Origin of the sequence: Pseudomonas sp. ACM7 (assembly GCF_004136015.1) — a bacterium.
GTDB classification, from domain to species: Bacteria; Pseudomonadota; Gammaproteobacteria; order Pseudomonadales; family Pseudomonadaceae; genus Aquipseudomonas; species Aquipseudomonas frigoris.
In genome coordinates, this window is the sequence record NZ_CP024866.1 from 6,003,681 (window position 1) to 6,021,630 (window position 17,950).

Genomic DNA, 17,950 nt, shown 5'->3' on the forward strand with positions numbered 1-17,950 from the left:
GTCAAGTCTCGACAGTCTGTTCGGCTCAAGCAATATGTACCGCCCCCGAGCCTTCCACTGACCGTACTGTTTTTCCTCAATCCAACGACCGGCGATTACCCGCCGATCGCAGCACAACGAGGAAAAACCATGTCTGCTCCCCTACTCCCGTATTTTTTCGACGAGGCAGAACTTGCATCCAATGCCAGACAGCCCGATGAACGTGAAATGGCACTGTCCTTCACGATTGATGACCTGAAGTGGTTGAAGGTTGTTTATCTGGCGACGCATGCAATCCGTGGCGCCAATAGCAAGCCTATGCACGTCGATCAGCTGCTTTTAAGCGTGCCTGATGCACCCGATATCCCCCTGGCCGGCGCTTTTGCCATGAGCCGGCCCAACGATGGAGAAGTCACGCTCTACACACCGTGGAAAGGCCTGATCAAATTCGCGGACATGGAGGACCTCAAAAGCAGACTCAAGGAATGGTTGGCACAGCCCACCGGGAAGCGTGAGTTATTGCGCTTTCTCTCCATCGAACAACGCAGCGCTTTACCCGCCACCACTGCGCCAGACATTGCCACGCAAATAGTCGAAGGTGCGGTGTTCCAGGACCAGGAGCTCACCCTCGAGCGCAATCAGGCTCAGAACATCAAGACGATGATGGGTGAGCTGGTCAAGCTGCCAACGCTGCAATCGATGCTGGACGATACCCTCAAGAACGCGTTGCACAAACCGTTCCCCAGACTGGACCAGCGCCTTACTCGACTGAAGAGCTTTGTCATCGACAGCGATGACCAACAATTGCTTTCCTCGCATTCACTGAGCGATGCCCTGCTGCATTACTACCTGACCAACGAGTGGCCGACTGGCGATTCCAGAGTCTTTTCCAATCCCCAACACAGTGTGAGCAGCGACGCCGATAACCAGGCCTGGGAAAGCGCAGTCAAAGAGATCGCGCAAAGTTTTACCCCTCACTTGCAGAGCCTGCTCAAGACGTTCTGGAACACACCGATGAGCAACGGGCAGTCACGCTCGGAGTTTTTTGCCGAGGGTTTGCGCGATACCTATCACGTGAAGCTTTTGCTTCAGCGTCAGCAAGGTGTTCTGACGACGCAGGAATACCTGCGACTGATGAATGTCAGCCTCGAACCTGAAACCGTCGATCCTCTTCGCATCGAAAAAGTACGTATCACCGCGCCCTTCAAGCATTACGCGCAGCTGGCCTCGACCTTGATGATCGGCAGCCGCGAAACCCTGGGCTTTCTGTACACACAGTCCAGAGGCATTGAGGCGACGAGCGACCTGCCCGCTGTCAGGAGAATCGTCCTGGAGATGATGAAAAGCGAAGGCCACGAAGACACGCTGCTCAACTTCATGTCTTTGGGCGAACGCGGCACGTTTCTTTCATTGGAGCCGGATGAGCGCGTCATTGTCGGTGAACCGATCATCAGCCCGGTGTTTGAACAATTGATGGACGACATCCTTGGCAAACAACGGGAGAACCTGTCCCACGCGCTGAGCCGTTACCGTGAAAGCGAAGGTACACAGGATCCTCATGCCTTGATCGACAAGGCACTGGATGTCCGGGGATTGATCGACGACCGACTGCTGGCGGCCGATACCGCAGGACGTTGGAGTACACACGCGGACCAGCGCTGGAGCGCACAACCGGCCACCGTTCGTGCCGAGTCGGCCAAAGAGCAACTGGCCCGACTCTCCTCCGTTAAGGTGGCGCTCGACCAACTCCTCGACAACCATCCGGTCATTCCCACAACAACCCGCACGATTACCGAGGCGCAGCGCATCGTCGGTTCGTCGCTCGGGAGCTTGCAATCGAGTTTCACTCACACCCTGTCAACGGCATTGCGCAGTGAATTGAAGCTGCACGCCGTCACGCGCACCCTGGGTGCGATGGAACAGGCGATCATCAAAACCGTGCTTGATACCCCGGTACGCTTGCAGCGAGCTGCATTGAACGGCTTTTTGCCGGACGTATTTTCCTTGGCGTTGAAGGCAAGCGAAGCCACGGCCCCGTTGAAACTGGCTAGTTGTTTTGTGCTGACTGAACGTGGAGGCCTGGACCCAAAGCATTCGGGCAAGGCGATTTTGTGGACGCCGGCGTCGGGATTTGAAGCCTTCAGGGCATTGACTCCGTTGCTGACCGAGCTGGATCGACGCCTCAAGGACGCCGATGATCGCACCACCCTTCTGGAGAACCTTGGACGTAGCGAGAGAGTGGCTGGGCAGACTTACACCCTGGCGCCGCTACAGCGAATAGATGAGCATTTTCTCGATCACGTGCAAAAGCCCTATGTCCAGCTGGACCAGGCGTGCGTCACCCGTGCGCTGGCCACGAAGCTCCCCGCGACGACCCAGGGCAGTCTTCTGAAGCTGGTGGCGTTACGCCAACCGATGACCGGGTTAGACCGCGCGACGGACATCGCCCAATCCTTGACGACCCAGCAAAAACTGCCGGCATGGCTGGCCAAGGCGTCCATTCAAGACCAGATACTGCATGCGGAGTTGCTTCAGCAATACCTCGACAATGTCACCGACGACCAGGACTACCTAACCGGCATACGCTCCCTGACGCGCACGGCGCACCATGTACTTGAAAAACAACTCAAGGCTGACACCTTCGACATCGATCCGGACAAAGTCCAGATACAGATCGACACGCGTTCGAGCTCTACGACCAGCACCCAAACCCTGACCGACTTTGCACTGACCCATTTCAAGGATCTGGACAAAACCCATTTCAAACTGGTGTCGCTTGATAACACCGAGATTCCCGAGGTCATGGACCAAAGCTACATCAGAGACCTGATACGAAACTTGAAGCTGGGTGAACATCAACAAAAAACACTGAACGAAGCCTTTGCAGACACCCAGGCGAATGCAACGGACCGCAGGAAGCGGTTTTACACGCAATTACCCTGGCAGCTGATGCATTACGCCCACACGGAAAAACTGCAGGAGCGCCTGAGCGAGACGGGGTTTGATCTGATACGCCAAGTCATGGACATGCCTGACGCTATCGCCCGCGCGGCAGTCGACGGTGCCCACGCGATTATCCGACCACTTGAGCTCCTGGGCATCAAGAGTGAACAGGCGATCAAAGTGCCAGGCGTCTATCTGATTGGCTCATCGGCCGATAGCACCGCGCCACAGGTCCTTGTCGCGCCTCATAGCCCTCGGCACGGAGTGAAAGAATACAAGAATGAAACACAACTGCTGATAGAACTGAAGACTCGCGGCGGTCTGCTCGACTGGGTACTCATGAACCTGCCGCAGCCTGATCGGATACAGCTTGAGTACAGGATGATGACCTCCAGTAACCGCCTCCCCGAAGTGACGCTGGCGTCCAATCCGATCAAGGGGAATCTGTTCAAACACTTGTTCAACGACAACGTCGGGTTATTAGTCCGATTGCTCGGTTGTCAGATCGATGACAACAAGCAGGGTGAATGGGCAACCATCAAGCATGTGCTGAGTGAAGATTTGCATGAGGCATTTACGTTCTTGACGGGCAAGCTTGCCTACCCGATCACGGTGTGGCGCAGTTATCGCGACATCAAGCAATCCGCCGAAGACCTTCAAACGCACAAATGGGGGGCGGCGATAAAGGAATTTATCAGCGGCATTGCGCAACTGGCCTCGTTGCGACAATCGCTGGAAGCGCAAGCGAAGTCATCTTCTACGCCAAGTACACCTGCGCCAGAAACGCCCAATACCCGGTTCAAATGGCAGAACGTTGCCATTACAGCCCCCGAACGTACGCAGTTGAAGCGTCATGAAAGCATCGACGTCGATCTGAATTCGCTCACATTGAACTCAAGTCTTGGGCTCTATACCCATCCGACGACAAAAAAAACCTACGCACCGGTTGAAGGAAAGGTATATCCGGTCGCAAAGCGCGGCACACACTGGCGCATCGCTGACACAAAAATTCGTGGGCCTCGGCTGACTCAGAACGTGTCGAAACAATGGGTTCTGGACAGGCAAACGCCAGCGCCCCGTTTCAGCATCGGCAATCGGTTGAGCACCGCATATTCGGTTTGGGAGGGCATGAACGTCGATGCCAGTGGAATGCCCGAAATCCGTCGACTGTTTCCGCAAAAGGCTCGTCAGATTGACGAAGCGCTGGACCTGGCAACCACCTATGCCTGGAACTGCTTTCAAAACCTGCAATTGCTGAAGTCTTCCGACAAAACGGTTACCCCCGTGCATCAACTCATGATGGATTTTATTGATGTACCGCAGGTGCAGTCCGCGCATGTGGAGCAGTTTGAAAAAGTCTTGGGCGACATTTTTGCGGCCTTGTTGGACCCCTCACTCAGAAAGCCGAAGAGCAGCCGTTTTGTAGTCGGCAGGCTGGTCAGTGGTGCGGAAACGTCATTCGCTTTCACCATTCCAACGGATGCAAAGCGGAAAATTTATCTGGCAGAAAAATTCTTCAACACCGGTTTCGACAGCTACCACCCACATCTTTCCGACCCCTCCTTCCCAATCAACACCCATGCTCGAGCAGCAACCCTTATTCATGAGCTTTCCCACCTCTTCTGCAACACCGAAGACATTGCTTACCTCGATTCCGGCAAACCATTCTCCCATCTGATCGATACGACCAGCACAACCGCCAGAGACCTCAAGGACGCGTTGAACACCCTTCAGGACACCGCACTCTCGATCAAGACACCCCTGACTCAGCTGTTCATGACCCAGGATCCTGATACCGGTGAGTGGGAGGATCCGGGCAGCACTTCATATGAAAATACTGATCGGGTAAAAGCGCATATATTGACCTTGACCGGCGGAGAAAATCTGAGCGGTGCCCGCAAAATTTTCAAGAGAGATCCACTGGTCAGACTCAAAGTGCTACTCGGAAACGCCGACAGTGTTGCATGGCTCATCAGCCATATGGGGCGCCAACTGCATACCAGCACCCCGTGAATCAGAAAAATAAACTCCCATTTGGTGGGTCATTGCCATGACGGTTGTTCTCGCAGACTTCCACACAAGGTTAGAATGCAGGAAATCAGGATGAGTCAATGACCGACAACCCTCTCTCGCAAGCCGAATACGACGCTGTCACCGATGCCGCTGCGCATTGGTGCATGCGTCTGCACGCCAACGATTGCACTGCTGAAGAGCGGCTGGCGTTCGAGCAATGGCATGACGCTCATCCGCTTCACGCGTTCGAGTACGAGGCCATGCTGGAGATCTGGGATGTCGCGGGGGACCTGCCACGTCCAGAAACCGTGGTCCCGATGGTCCGCGCCAAAGCTGCTACGCCTTGGCGCACCTTCGGTATCGCCGCCGCGGTTTGCGCCATGGCATTGCCGCTGGCGGCCTATACCGGCTGGAACCTGGGCTGGCTACCCAATTCCTACCAACATTTCGAGGCGAACGACAATGTCCGCCAGGTCACCCTGAGCGATGGCAGTCAGGTGGAACTGAACCTGGGCACTGAGCTGACGTTCAGTAACTACAAGGATCAACGTCGGATTACGCTGAAAAAAGGCGAAGCCTTCTTCAGCGTCAGCCATGACACTCGGCACCCCTTCATTGTCAAAGCGGCCGAAGGCAGGATTCGGGTCACCGGAACCAAATTCAACGTCTGGATGTATGAAGATCAGGTACGTGTGAACCTGATAGAAGGTTCGGTGCTGGTGAGCAGCAATGATGCCCTGACGGGTGACGGCTTGCGCCTTGAGCCCGCGATGCAGGCGAGCTTTAGACGCGGCGACTTCACTCCCCGGATCAGTCAGACCTACGACAATGACAACTCAATGGCGTGGCGCAGCGGAAAACTGGTGCTCGATGATCTGGCGCTGACCGACGCATTGCCATTGATCAATCGCTACTTGAGCAAACCGGTGATGGTGGCCGACAACAGCACTGGCTCGATTCGCATCGGCGGCATCTACAACATCAAAGAGCTCAACAACCTGGTGGCTTCCCTGCCCAAGGTGTTACCGGTCTACCTGACCCGCAACAAGGATGGCAATCCGGTCCTCAATTCCATTCCGCAACAAACCCCAAAAAGCTGAAGGCCGCGACCTTTGCAAGGTGCGGCCTTCATTCTTCGTTCAAACACCATCAGCGTTACTGTACGGCCACCTTCCCGGCTTTTTCATCCTGCTCGCGGATCGTCTGAACCTGGTACTGCGGATCGGACGTGATCTGCTGTTCGGTGAACGGCAACACACTCAACTGCTTCCTGGAAAATGCCACGGTCTGATCTCTGGAGTACTTGGAGGCCGGGTCACTGGAGAGCGAGAATGCCAGCAGCCCCTGGGCCTGCGGTCCCTTGTCATCGAAGGTCACCACCTGCAAATAGCTGGTCCCGCTGACGACCTCGAGTTTACCGTCGGTTCTCGGCACGCTCTGAATGGCGTTATAAACCCCCAGAGTGCCAGGTCCGCCGTGAATCGGTGTCTGCTGGCCACCGCTGCTGACCACCTGGATATCACCCCAGCGGCTATCGGCCTTGAGCCCCATCTTGTTGATCTTCGCTATCGATGCCTGCATCGCTTCGCGAACTGCCTTTGCGACTTCCGGACGATCGACCGCCAGGCCACGCGGGGTGTGTTGCGGGTCTTTCGGATCGAACGCCACACGCCACAGATCAGGCGTTTCCTGTAGCGACGCCATGACATCCTGGAAATGCACAAACCCCAGGCCGCTGTCCAGATTCGCACTGCGATCCCAGGCCTTGAGACTGGCACACAGCGGCGCGAGCGCTGGCGCATCGGTACCCAGTGCCGCCCCACAGAACTGCAGCAGGTCCGGCATCACTTGTGCCGCCTGATACACCTGGTCGTCCATCACCATGTGTTGCAGATCCGTCGCTGCTATGGGACCTGCCTTGTTCAACGTGTTCAGGCGATCCAGCGCAAAACGCGAGCGCAGCCCCAATGGCTGGCCATCCTGGCTGATCAGCGGCGAAAAACCGGTGAGCGGTTGCGCCGGGTTGGCCATCCAGGCCGAATCGTTGGAGTGCTGCACAAAATCCTTGCGCAACAGTTGCGGCAACTTGTCTGCCGCAAAAATGCCTTTTTGTGCAGCCGTCGGGTCGATGTCCCAGGCACACGCACTGTTGGAACCGTCGAGGACGATCATCTGCAAACCGGCCCGCGGATCACTGCACCTGGCCAGTTTGTCGGCACTGACGTTCGGCACGACCGAGAGATTCATGTACAGCGTCTGCCCCTGATCATCCGTCGCCAGGGTGTTGACCCACGGGATCCCCTGGATCTTGTGCACCGAGGCCTGCAAGTCCTTGAGGCTGACCGCGCGGTTCATTGCATACCACTGCTGCAAGACCCGGTCGTTATCCAGATTGGCGTCGCGCAAGCTGTAGGCGAACTGGTTGTCCCAGTCGAGCTTTCCGGGCCACTGCACGATCGGGCCGAACTGCGAACTGTAGACCACATGAGAAACTGGCCGAGTCTGGCCATCCGGTTGCTTCACGTTCACAGTCAGGGTCTGTTTCTGCATCGGCAAGGACTTGCCATCAAGCAGATAGCGGGTCGAATCCTTGGGATCGAGTTGCAGGCGATACAAGGTGAAATGCTTGGACGTATCCACTGTATGGGTCCACGCCAGGTGCTGGTTGAAACCGATGTTGATCATCGGCAACCCCGGCAGCGCCGCGCCCATGACGTCCAGTTTGCCGGGAATGGTCAGGTGCATTTGATAGAAACGCATCCCGCCGACCCAAGGGAAATGCGGATTGGCCAGCAACATGCCGCGGCCGTTGAAAGAACGCTCACTGCCGACCGCCACGGCGTTGCTGCCGCGGTCCAGGGCAAACCGCTGCATGCGCGAGGCGGCCATTTGGAACGACACCGGTTCGCCTGCCACATGTGCAACGGCTTTAGGGGGGGTGGCACCGGCCAAGGCTTCGGCAAACTGCCCTACTCCGCCTTCGACCAGCAGGCGCCGCGTCAACTTGACCAGGTCCTGGGCGGTAATCTCGCGTACCCAGTCGCCCTGACACTGCTGCGGCAAACCCTGCACCCGACGTTCTGTCAGCGAACGGTTATAGCCCGCCACATACCCTTCAATGAGATCGCGCACTGGCGGGGTTTGCGCCTGCCAGAAACCCTCGACGGCCTGTGGCGTGTTCAGCCAATTGAAAAACAGATCGCTGACCAGGTTTTCGCGTTCTTCGACCGTGAACTGATCCGGGCCGAAATAGCGTGAACGTTCGCCGTTCACGGTAGTGATCTCATTGGCCAGCAGGCACAGGTTGTCCTGAGCGTAGGCGTAACCAATGCCATAACCGAGCCCGCGCTCGTTGTCGGCACGGATATGCGGCACACCGAAACTGGTCCGGCGAATGTCGGCGCTCGCCTGCTCCTGCTGACTGCGTGCGTTTGCCGCAAGACTCAAGCCTACCAACACGCCTGCAAGGCTCAACCGGGTTAACTGCCTGGAAATAATCACGCTCGCTCCTGATCGAAAAGACAAACACCCTGCGTCATACACGCACTGCGCCTTCCCCTAGGAACGAAAAAAATGACAAGAATTTAGGCCCTGAAAGGCGCTTTTCACGGACATCTCACAGGCCACTGACGTGATGGCGACAAAATTTCTACATTTGGGGCTTCATTATTTGCCCTGCTCGTACGTCTTATTGAATGAGAGCACCCATCACATTTCCTGGCCGGCTCGGAAAAGGAGTTTTTGCATGTACAACTCGCAACTGCCAACGGACGGTAGCAATGCGCCAAAGGGCTCTGCCATGGGCTCCGGTGTTTTCAGTCAACGCAGTGAGCGCAATGGCAACGAGCGGATCAGGTTACTGCTCAAAAGCTATGGTCTGCGAACCAGTCTGATCCGCCTCAAAGTCATCGACGCCTTGCTGAGCGCCGCCGAAAGCGACCGTAGCCTTGGCGTGCGTGGCGTGCACAGCCACTTGCTGGACCTGGATATTCCCCTGTCCTTTCTCAGTGTGCGGGAAGTGTTGAAACGCTTGTGCAGCGAAGGCGTGATCACGCTCACCCCGGACAAAAGCTACAGCCTGCATCCCGACGCTGTAGCCATGCTCCATCGCGAGTAATCAGCTTGGCTTCGTCACTCAGGGTTTGACCTTGCGGCGCATCACGCCATTGATCACCACTACGATCACCGCCACGCCGATGGCGATGTACTGAAACAGCTTCTCGCTGATGACGCCTGCGTTTTGCAGATACGAAAGGCCGAACATGATCCCCAACACCACGAGGGAGATCAGAATCGAGTATTTCAAACGTTGCGACTGAGTCATTGCGAGTTCCTGAACCTGAAAAATGTATCCGGTTTGTATCAGAGCGCATGCCAAGCCCCTACCGTTCTCCGGGGATGGAACGCTACAAACGGGGTCTCATGTTACAGCCGATGAAGAGTTTTGGCTTCATAGTGGCGATAACCATGAGGATTTTGAAATGTTCCGTCGAATCACACTGCTGATTCCGCTGCTTGCCATACTTTCCCTGAGCGGCTGCATCATTTTCCCCCACGGCGGCTGGCACGGCGGCCATCATTACGACCGTGGCGGACCGGGTTATTACCAGCATCGATAACGGTTGGCAGTTTCATATCGTGTGAATAATTGAACACTCATTCGTAAGACAAATACCCTACCCAATAACCACTGAACAAATGCCCGCCCTGTCGCGGGCATTTTTCGTACATGCGTATTCACTTCTTGTTTCCTTCCCTGTGCACATCGAAACATAGCGATAACCATTGAAGCTTTCGGTCTTAATCGTTCATTTGAGCTATTCAAATTCGATGATTACTCTCGGTGCATCGCAATAAACCCGCTATTAAATTTTGAGCAAAGAACAGGGATGCCATGCACAAACCTTTAATCAATATCAGCCCCCACCATTTGTTTGGCTTTTGCCTTGCAATAACTTTTTTCGAACTGCTGACCTATATGGCCAGCGACATGATCATGCCGGGCATGTTGACCGTCACCCGACAACTGGATGCCAGCCCCGACCATGTCCCCTACGCCTTCAATCTATATCTGGCCGGCGGCATGCTTCTGCAATGGCTGATTGGCCCGCTGTCTGATCATTTCGGTCGCCGCCGGATGTTGCTCATCGGTTGCGCGGTATTCGCCCTGGCCTGTGCCGCCGCGTTCAACGTGCAAAGCATTTATGCGTTCAATGGCTTGCGACTGATTCAGGGCATGGGGTTGGGGTTTGTCATCGCGGTCAGCTACCCGGCCCTGCAAGAAGTTTTCTGCGAAGCCGACGCGGTCAAAATCATGGCGTTGCTGGGGAACGTTGCACTGCTCTCCCCGCTTCTGGGGCCGTTGCTCGGCAGTCTGCTGCTGGAGTGGTTGTCCTGGCGTGAATTGTTTTTACTGCTGGGTATCGGCGGCGTGATGGTCTGGCTCGGGCTTTACCTGTTCATGCCGGAAACCGTGGGCACCCTGCGCCACGACGGTCAGCGACTGGAAGCCGTGCGCTTTGAATGGCACAGCACTCTGCGCCGCTATGCCGCGCTGCTGACTAACCCGCGATTCCTTTGCGCCGCAGTCGCGCTGGGCGTGATGAGCCTGCCCTTGATTGCCTGGATCGGGTTGGCGCCGCTCTTGCTGATCCACAACCAGGGGCTTTCAACTCTGCACTATGGCCTGTGGCAAATCCCGGTGTTCGCGGCCGTCATTCTCGGCAATCTGATCCTCAACCGACTGATTGCCAACGCTGAATTGCCACAACTGATTCGATACTCGCTTTGGCCGTTTTGCGGTGGGCTCATCGCGTTAGTCGCCATCAGCGTCTACGGCGCTTCGACAGTCGTGCTGATCAGCTGCCTGGCGCTTTACGCCGTTGGGCTTGGCATGAGCAATGCCGCGCTGTACCGGCTTGCACTGTTCGCCAGCGACGACAGCAAAGGTCTGGTCTCGGCCATGATCGGCATGATCTCGATCGCCGTCATGGGTGGCGGCGGCTCCCTTATTGCGGCCGCCGGTGCCGGTGACAGCCACGAATCGTTCGCTTTGATGGCGGGTATCGCGGGGCTACTGAGCCTGGCGCCCCTACGCCTCTTTCTGCGGCGCGCTCACATCGCGCTTGCCGTCTGACACCACACAGTAGGTCTTTTGATGATCCATTTACCCCACACCGATGCGCTCTGCGCGTTAACGCAACCCTATTGCCTGGATTCCGTACCCGAGGGTCTGTTCGACCAGGCGATGGGGGAAATCAGCCTGTTTCATTGTCATCACACGCCCGGCTACGAACGCTGGCTAAACGCCAACGGGCTCGATGCCCAGGACCTGGAGACACTGGATGACTGGTCCAGGTTGCCACCGATTTTCGCCAACTATTTCAAACGCCACTTGTTGTTCGGCCCCACCGGCGAAGGCGCGCTGGAGCTGACCTCATCCGGCACCAGCGGCCAGAGGAGTCGCATGCGCTATGACCCTCGCAGCATGGCGGCGGCCCAAGGCATGGTGAGCCACATTTTCCGGCACTACGGTTGGGATACTCCGCAAAGCCCCTGCAATTATTTGCTCCTGAGCTACGAGCCCGAAGCGGCCATCACCTTGGGCACTGCTTACACCGACCAGTTTCTCTGCAGCTATGCGCCCGTCAATCGAATCGTCTACGGATTGCGCCGGTCGGGTAAAGGTCACGAGTTCGACCTGTTTGGCGTGATTCGCGCCTTGCAGGAGTTTGCCGACGAGGGATTGCCCGTACGGATAATCGGATTTCCTGCGTTTCTTTCGCATGCGCTACAGCACATGGAAAACACCTGCGCACCGAATCTCAAGCTATCCGCTCAGTCATTGGTGTTTTTGGGGGGCGGCTGGAAAACCCAGGCAGCACAAGAGATTCCCTTGCTTGAGTTGTATGCCCGAATCAACCGGCAACTGGGCATCGACCTGTCCCGCTGTCGGGATGGTTACGGCGCCGTCGAGCATGCCGTGCCCTACATCCAATGTGCCCACCATCATTTTCATGCGCCCATTTACTCGAAGGTTTTCGTGCGCAACCCATCCGATTTCACGGTCCGGCCATACGGCCAACGCGGCTTGCTGGAATTCGTCTCCCCGTACATTTCGTCAAGCCCTGCTCATGCTGTGGTCATGGGCGATCTGGCGACATTACACCCCGGCGCACATTGCGGATGCGGCCTGACGACCGATTGGTTCGAGCTGCACGGACGCGCAGGCACCACCGCCAGCCGCAGCTGCGCCATGGCGGCCTCAGAACTGCTGGGAGAGGCTTGATATGTACCTCATCAATGGCCAACTGCGTGACGACGTTAGCCCGAAAAGCGCCCTCGACAGCCTTCGAAAACAATTGCCCGGATTGCTTTCTGCACCGATCGACAGCGAGACCGTCATCGAAACCGCGGCTCGTTTCGCCACGCAACTACAGACTCGCAGCCTGAACCTGCCTCTGGACGACGATCAATGTCAGGGGCTGATCGAGTTCTGCCAGCGCAGCAACCTGAGCACGAAGCTTGAGCGGGAACTGGGCTCGCAACCCCGTTCGCTGAGGTGTATCGACTACCGGCAGCCGCGCTTTGAAAGCTGGCACCCCTTGGGACTGGTGGTGCATGTGACGCCGGGCAATGCGCCGATGCTGGCGTTCTGCGCGGTTCTCGAAGGCCTGCTGGCCGGTAACATTAACTGGTTACGCCCCAGCGCCAGCGATGCGGGTTTGACTGCGCAATTGCTGGCTGCCTTTGTGAAGTGCGACACCAGTGGCAGGCTTGCCGAATTTGTCGCGGTGCTGCCCGTGGGCACTTCCCGGATAGCCGAACTCTGCGCCCAGGCCGATGGCGTGTCAGCCTGGGGCGGTGAAAAGGCGCTCAAGGCGATTCGTCAGCAGATCCCCACTGGATGTCGCTGGATTGATTGGGGGCACAGGATCAGTTTCGCTTATCTGTCGCCTGACGCGGCCAACTCTTCGGCGCTGGATGCGTTGGTGGATGAGGTTTGCAGTCTGGATCAGCAAGCGTGTTCCAGCCCGCAATGGCTGCTGGTGGACAGCAACGACCCGGCCATCCTGCAGGACCTGGGCGAGCGTTTGAGCGAAGCCTTCAAGCGTCGCGCATCGCACTGGCCGGCGCTGGTGCCCACGGACCAGGAAGCGTGCGAGATCACCACCCGCACGGCCATGGCGCAACTGGATTATTGTTTTGCGAACCAGACCGGCCAGGTCTGGGCCGGCCACGGATGGCGGATCATCTGGGAACACCATCAGACGCTCGCGCCTTCACCGCTGTTTCGTACTGTGCTGCTCAAGCCCGTGCCGCAACACATGATCGCCGAGACGCTGTTGCCCTGGCGCACTGTCCTGCAAAGCTGCGCACTGATTTGCTCTCCGACAGAAACGTCAGGACTTGTGCGAACGCTGGTCAACGCTGGGGTCACCCGTATTGCGCCTTGCGCGGCGATTCATGACGGCTACGCCGGTGAGCCCCATGATGGCGTCTACGCGTTGACGCGTCTGAGTCGCCGCCTCTCGGTGAGCCTGTCGCCGGATGTTTTGCCTGGCCGGGCAACGCTCGACCCGGTCCCGCCCGCCCCTGACACCCCCCGTGTGCCGATCATGGACAAAAACACCTTCACGACCCAGCCGATGGGCGCTGCGGCGCAATTGTATTTTCGCTCAGGAGGGAGCAGCGGTACTCCAGCCCTCGCCGGTTTCAGCTATCGCGACTTTCAACGGCAGATGCGCGCAGCGGCCGACGGCCTGTTCGCCGCCGGGCTCGATCCTTCACAGGACCGGGTCATGAACCTGTTTTACGGCGGCAGCCTGTACGGAGGCTTCCTCAGTTTTACCAAAATACTGGAACAGATGGGCGTCACACATTTCCCCATGGGTGCGCCCCAGGACGATGACTTCAGCGAAATCGCCCAACTGATCGTTGACCAGCGTGTCACCGTGCTGATTGGCATGCCGAGCACCTTGCATCGTCTGTTCTTCAACGAGCAGGCCCGACTCCGCACGTACGCAGGTATTGGCAAAGTGTTCCTCGGCGGCGAGCATCCGGGCCAAACCAGCCTGAGCCTAATGGAAAGCTGCGGGGTCTCGATGATCCGCTCGGCGATCTATGGCTCCGTCGATGCAGGTCCCTTGGGGCATGCGTGCGCAGCCACCGCGAACGGGGTGTTTCACTTGATGTGCGATACCCAGCATCTGGAAATTGTGCAGATCGAACAGGATGAACCGGTTCAGGCGAATGAGATCGGTCGCCTGCTGTTTACTTCACGAGCGCGGCAAGGCCAAACCGTGCGCCGATATGACGTTGGAGACACCGGTCGCTGGATACCCGGACCTTGTCCGTGCGGGCTGGACTCACCCCGATTCGAACTGCTCCAGCGCCACGGAAAACTGGTGCGAATGGGCACGGAGTTCATTTCGCCGTCGGCTCTGCAGGATAGCGTCGGCGCGCCCATTCAGATTGTTCTGGACCACGCCCCTGATGGCGTCGAGCGACTCAACGTTCTAACGGATGCAGACATCAACCAGGTTCGCAACGCATTGCTGAACCATGAAGCGCTGGCAAATGCCGTAAACGCCAACCTGTTAACTGTCGAAGTTCAAGTGTGCACGGAGCAAGCGTTCACTCGAAACAAACACAGCGGCAAAACACCGTTGGTTATTGATAAAAGAAAATAAAAATACCGCCGACTACTCACAACTTGTTTTTAACCTCTAGACGCCTGATAAAAAAAAGAGAGCCCCCAGTGAAATCAACTTATTCGCTCGAACAACTACTGCCTTATATAAGGCAACATTCAAACTTCTACCGCCAACAACTGGAACACTTACCGTCGCAGGGCATTACGTTACAAAATATACCGCTCACCAACGCCGTGGACTATTGGTCTGGCAGCAATGACTTGAGTCATTGGCCGGTCCTGACCGCAAAGGTCGACGATGCGCTGGTGTTTAAAACCGGCGGATCGACCAGCCAGGGCAAACTGACGGTGTACACCTATAACGAATGGCAAGAACTGGTCAGTACTTTCGGAGAAAGTTTCTCCTCTCAGCTGAACGACGGCGACCGTGTCGCCAATCTGTTTTTTTCCGGTGATCTTTACGCCAGTTTTCTGTTCATCCACGACTCACTGGCGCACGTCAGGCGATCGATCTGCGAGTTTCCATTTACCGGGCAAGTCGAGCTGGATGTATTGGCCGATGCGATTGATCAGCATCGGATCAACGTGCTGGTCGGTGTCCCGGCACAGCTGCTGCGACTGGCGGCCTACCTGAACCAGCATCGGCGAGTACTGTGCGGGGTTGATACGTTGCTGTACGGCGGCGAAAGCCTGTTTGCCCCGCAGGTGGCAATCCTCACCGACATGTTTCCCAACGTGCGCATTGCTTCCATTGGCTACGCCAGTGTAGACGCCGGCCTTATCGGGGCCAGCGGTCGCGACTGCGCCTTGGGCGAGCATCGGGTGTTTGAACCACAAACCTTGCTGGAGATCGTCGATGAACTCACCGGTGAAGTCATCGAAGAATGCGATCGCACCGGATTATTGGTGGTGACCAATCTGACTCGCCGGCTCATGCCACTGCTGCGTTATCCGGTGGGCGACCGCGCGTGCTGGCGCGAACCCGTCTCAACCCCGAAGCGCAAATTCGCCCTCAAGGGACGTAGCGTGCACAGCCAGCGAGTGCGAGTCGGGGTGCTGTCGCTGCTGATCGATGACATCCAGCAGATCGTCCAGCGCATTGCCCACAACGACCAATGGCAATTGCTGATCGAACATGACGATTACAAAGATATTTTGAGTGTGAAGTGGGTTCCCTCAGCGCTATCAATGGCCACCGTACCGGTGTGCCGAGAGTTGTACGAGGCCCTGGTTGAACACTATCCCGCCATCGAGGAACTGAGCCGCGAGGGTCTGTTGGAGTTGCGAGTGTTGTCCTGTGCGGTCACCGCATTGAAGCTTCACCCACGCTCCGGCAAACAACTGCGGGTCCTGGACTTGCGCGTGTATGACGCACCGTCGCCGGAGCCCGCATGATGCCTCATTTGATTTTTCGACCCTATCGGCCATCCGACGCACGTGCCGTGAGCCAGTTGTTTCGCGAGGTCTATGGCGATCATTACGTTCAGCCGGATGTTTACTTGCCGAATATGATCAATCAGCACAATGCCGAGGGGCGCTGGAAGTCGGTGCTGGCGGTGGACGACGTACGCGTTCTAGGGCATGCCGCGTTGTGCCATGACACACCTGCGGACACCACCGAGCTGGCCCTCAGTGTGGTGCATCCCGCCGCGCAGGGGCAGAGTATCGCAACCCGTCTGGGACGGGAGTTGCTGTCGCGGTCAGGTTCCATGGGGTTCAAGAGCGTCTCGATCAAACAAGTGACACACCATCCCTACACGCAACGCATGGCAGCAAACATCGGCTTCCACAGCACGGGTTTGCTTCCTGACTACGTCCCTTCGCCCTTCGCTGAGCCGCTGCCGGAAACCATCGTGATGGGTTGTTACGTCGCCGAAGGACATACGCGTCCACTCCCCGACATCCCATGGCCTGACAGCTGCCGGGGGGTTATGCAGCACTTGTGTTCCGTGTTCGGGACTCATCCGGACACGACGCCGTTGTCTTCTCTGCCCTTGCAACTCAAGCAACACCATAAAAGATTCGACATGGTCATTCAGCGTTTGACCAAACGTCTGCTTGACCAGATCGGTCAATTGCCCAGGCACTGGCTGATCTCGGTCAAACTTCAGATGTCACGGCACTTTGCCCAGGACTTTCGCAACTTGGCGGCCCTTGGCTTCACCTTTACCGGGCTGATGCCTACATCAAACACCAATGGGTGGTTCGCCCTGTTTCATCGAGGGGCGCAGTCTCGACACCTCAACCTGCACTGCCCTCACATGCAACGCTTGCATGACGATTTACAGCAAAACGCCAACACGCACAGTTGCGCCGAAGCGCTGAACAGAGACCGCTCAGCCGCGTGAGTCTTTTCGATAAAAGTCATTGCCCGGCTGCGCGCAAAGCTCAACCAGCCAATCGACGAACACCCTCACCCGCCGGGACAACTGACGGTGTGGCGGATAGAGCGCCGTCAGCGGCATCCCCGGTGTCGGCACCGTCCTGAGGACTTCACACAAACGGCCTTCGCTCAGCTGGCGGGCTACGTGGTAATACGGGGTCTGGACCAGACCATACCCCGCCTCACAAGCGGCCAGGTAACCATCGGCGCTGTTGACCGAAACCTGCTTGGGCAGATTAATGGCCTGAACCTGATCATTGACCTTGAACTCCAGCCCATAACGTTTGCCATTGCTGCTGGAGAAGTACTCCACCATCTGATGGCCTTCAAGGTCAGCCAGACACTGAGGCGTTCCGAATCGCTTCAAGTAGTCGGGGCTGGCACACGTGACCTGGTCCAGCATGGCCAACGGCCGCGCCACCAGTGAATCGTCCAGTGAGTCGCCGCCCCGCAGCACGCAATCGACGCCTTCGCGTATCAGGTCGACTGGCCGGTCATTCAAGCCGATTTCCAGCTCGATCAAGGGATACCGGGCAGTAAAGTGCGGTAATGCCGGGATCACCATCAAGCGTCCCACGCCCGCCGGCATGTCCACGCGCAACAGCCCCTTGGGGTTGTTGCGTGCAGCGCTGAACACCGCTTCGGTTTCCTCCAGGTCCGCCAGCAACCGTACGCAACGAGGGTAATAGGCCGCACCGTCGAGCGTCAGGCTGATCTGCCGCGTCGTGCGTTGCAGCAACTGCACACCGAGATGCGCCTCCAGCTGCTTGATCAGGATGGTCACTGAGGCCCGGGGCAATTGCAGGCTATCCGCCGCCTTGGCAAAGCCGCCCAGTTCGACGATTCGAGTGAATACGCGCATGGCGTTAAAACGGTCCATTGCTTTTGCTTACCGGCTGATTATTTAGAAATTACGAACAGTGATAGCAGTTTTAGCCGGTTTATCTAGTTTCTGTCGAGGTCAACAATGGACTCCA

Annotated in this window: 12 protein-coding genes; 9 read left to right on the forward strand and 3 right to left on the reverse strand. The window is 57.1% G+C overall.

The annotated features are described in order from the left end of the window. Positions 1-129: 129 nt before the first annotated feature. Positions 130-4,935 carry a dermonecrotic toxin domain-containing protein gene (locus CUN63_RS28500; protein ID WP_129444405.1) on the forward strand — a complete coding sequence of 1,602 codons (4,806 nt, stop codon included), beginning with the start codon at positions 130-132 and terminating at the stop codon, positions 4,933-4,935. 98 nt (positions 4,936-5,033) lie between these two features. Beyond that, the gene (locus CUN63_RS28505) at positions 5,034-6,035 is read left to right on the forward strand and encodes a FecR family protein (protein WP_129444407.1); all 1,002 of its coding nucleotides are present in this window, start codon (positions 5,034-5,036) and stop codon (positions 6,033-6,035) included. Positions 6,036-6,090: 55 nt separating this feature from the next. Here CUN63_RS28505 and CUN63_RS28510 read toward each other — a convergent pair whose 3' ends face one another. Then, on the reverse strand, positions 6,091-8,436 hold the full coding sequence (locus tag CUN63_RS28510; RefSeq protein ID WP_129444409.1) for an acylase: 2,346 nt from the start codon (positions 8,434-8,436) through the stop codon (positions 6,091-6,093). Between the two features lie 244 nt (positions 8,437-8,680). Here CUN63_RS28510 and CUN63_RS28515 point away from each other — a divergent pair, with 244 nt between their 5' ends. Next, positions 8,681-9,052 carry a fe2+ zn2+ uptake regulation protein gene (locus CUN63_RS28515; protein ID WP_129444411.1) on the forward strand — a complete coding sequence of 124 codons (372 nt, stop codon included), beginning with the start codon at positions 8,681-8,683 and terminating at the stop codon, positions 9,050-9,052. Positions 9,053-9,070: 18 nt separating this feature from the next. Here CUN63_RS28515 and CUN63_RS28520 read toward each other — a convergent pair whose 3' ends face one another. Beyond that, the gene (locus CUN63_RS28520) at positions 9,071-9,259 is read right to left on the reverse strand and encodes a hypothetical protein (protein WP_008024801.1); all 189 of its coding nucleotides are present in this window, start codon (positions 9,257-9,259) and stop codon (positions 9,071-9,073) included. Positions 9,260-9,416: 157 nt separating this feature from the next. Between CUN63_RS28520 and CUN63_RS31800 the strand changes: the two genes are divergently transcribed. The 6 genes from CUN63_RS31800 to CUN63_RS28545 all read left to right on the forward strand — a co-directional run bounded on the left by CUN63_RS31800 (position 9,417) and on the right by CUN63_RS28545 (position 16,938). Continuing rightward, the gene (locus CUN63_RS31800) at positions 9,417-9,554 is read left to right on the forward strand and encodes a hypothetical protein (protein ID WP_165353291.1); all 138 of its coding nucleotides are present in this window, start codon (positions 9,417-9,419) and stop codon (positions 9,552-9,554) included. Between the two features lie 275 nt (positions 9,555-9,829). After that, positions 9,830-11,071: an MFS transporter gene (locus tag CUN63_RS28525; protein ID WP_129444413.1), complete on the forward strand. Its 1,242-nt coding sequence runs from the start codon at positions 9,830-9,832 to the stop codon at positions 11,069-11,071. Between the two features lie 21 nt (positions 11,072-11,092). Further along, the gene (locus CUN63_RS28530; protein ID WP_129444415.1) at positions 11,093-12,223 is read left to right on the forward strand and encodes an acyl-protein synthase; all 1,131 of its coding nucleotides are present in this window, start codon (positions 11,093-11,095) and stop codon (positions 12,221-12,223) included. Position 12,224: 1 nt separating this feature from the next. Beyond that, positions 12,225-14,627, forward strand: a complete 2,403-nt coding sequence (locus tag CUN63_RS28535) for an aldehyde dehydrogenase family protein (RefSeq protein WP_129444417.1) — start codon at positions 12,225-12,227, stop codon at positions 14,625-14,627. Positions 14,628-14,695: 68 nt separating this feature from the next. Continuing rightward, entirely contained in the window at positions 14,696-15,985 is a 1,290-nt protein-coding gene (locus CUN63_RS28540) for an AMP-binding protein (protein WP_129444419.1), read from the forward strand. Next, positions 15,985-16,938: a GNAT family N-acetyltransferase gene (locus CUN63_RS28545; protein ID WP_129444421.1), complete on the forward strand. Its 954-nt coding sequence runs from the start codon at positions 15,985-15,987 to the stop codon at positions 16,936-16,938. Before CUN63_RS28540 ends, CUN63_RS28545 begins: the two co-directional genes overlap by 1 nt. Here CUN63_RS28545 and CUN63_RS28550 read toward each other — a convergent pair. Beyond that, positions 16,927-17,853 (reverse strand): LysR family transcriptional regulator, encoded by a 927-nt coding sequence (locus tag CUN63_RS28550; RefSeq protein ID WP_129444423.1) that lies wholly within the window; start codon positions 17,851-17,853, stop codon positions 16,927-16,929. The two genes, CUN63_RS28545 and CUN63_RS28550, sit on opposite strands and share 12 nt — an antisense overlap. Positions 17,854-17,950 lie beyond the last annotated feature (97 nt).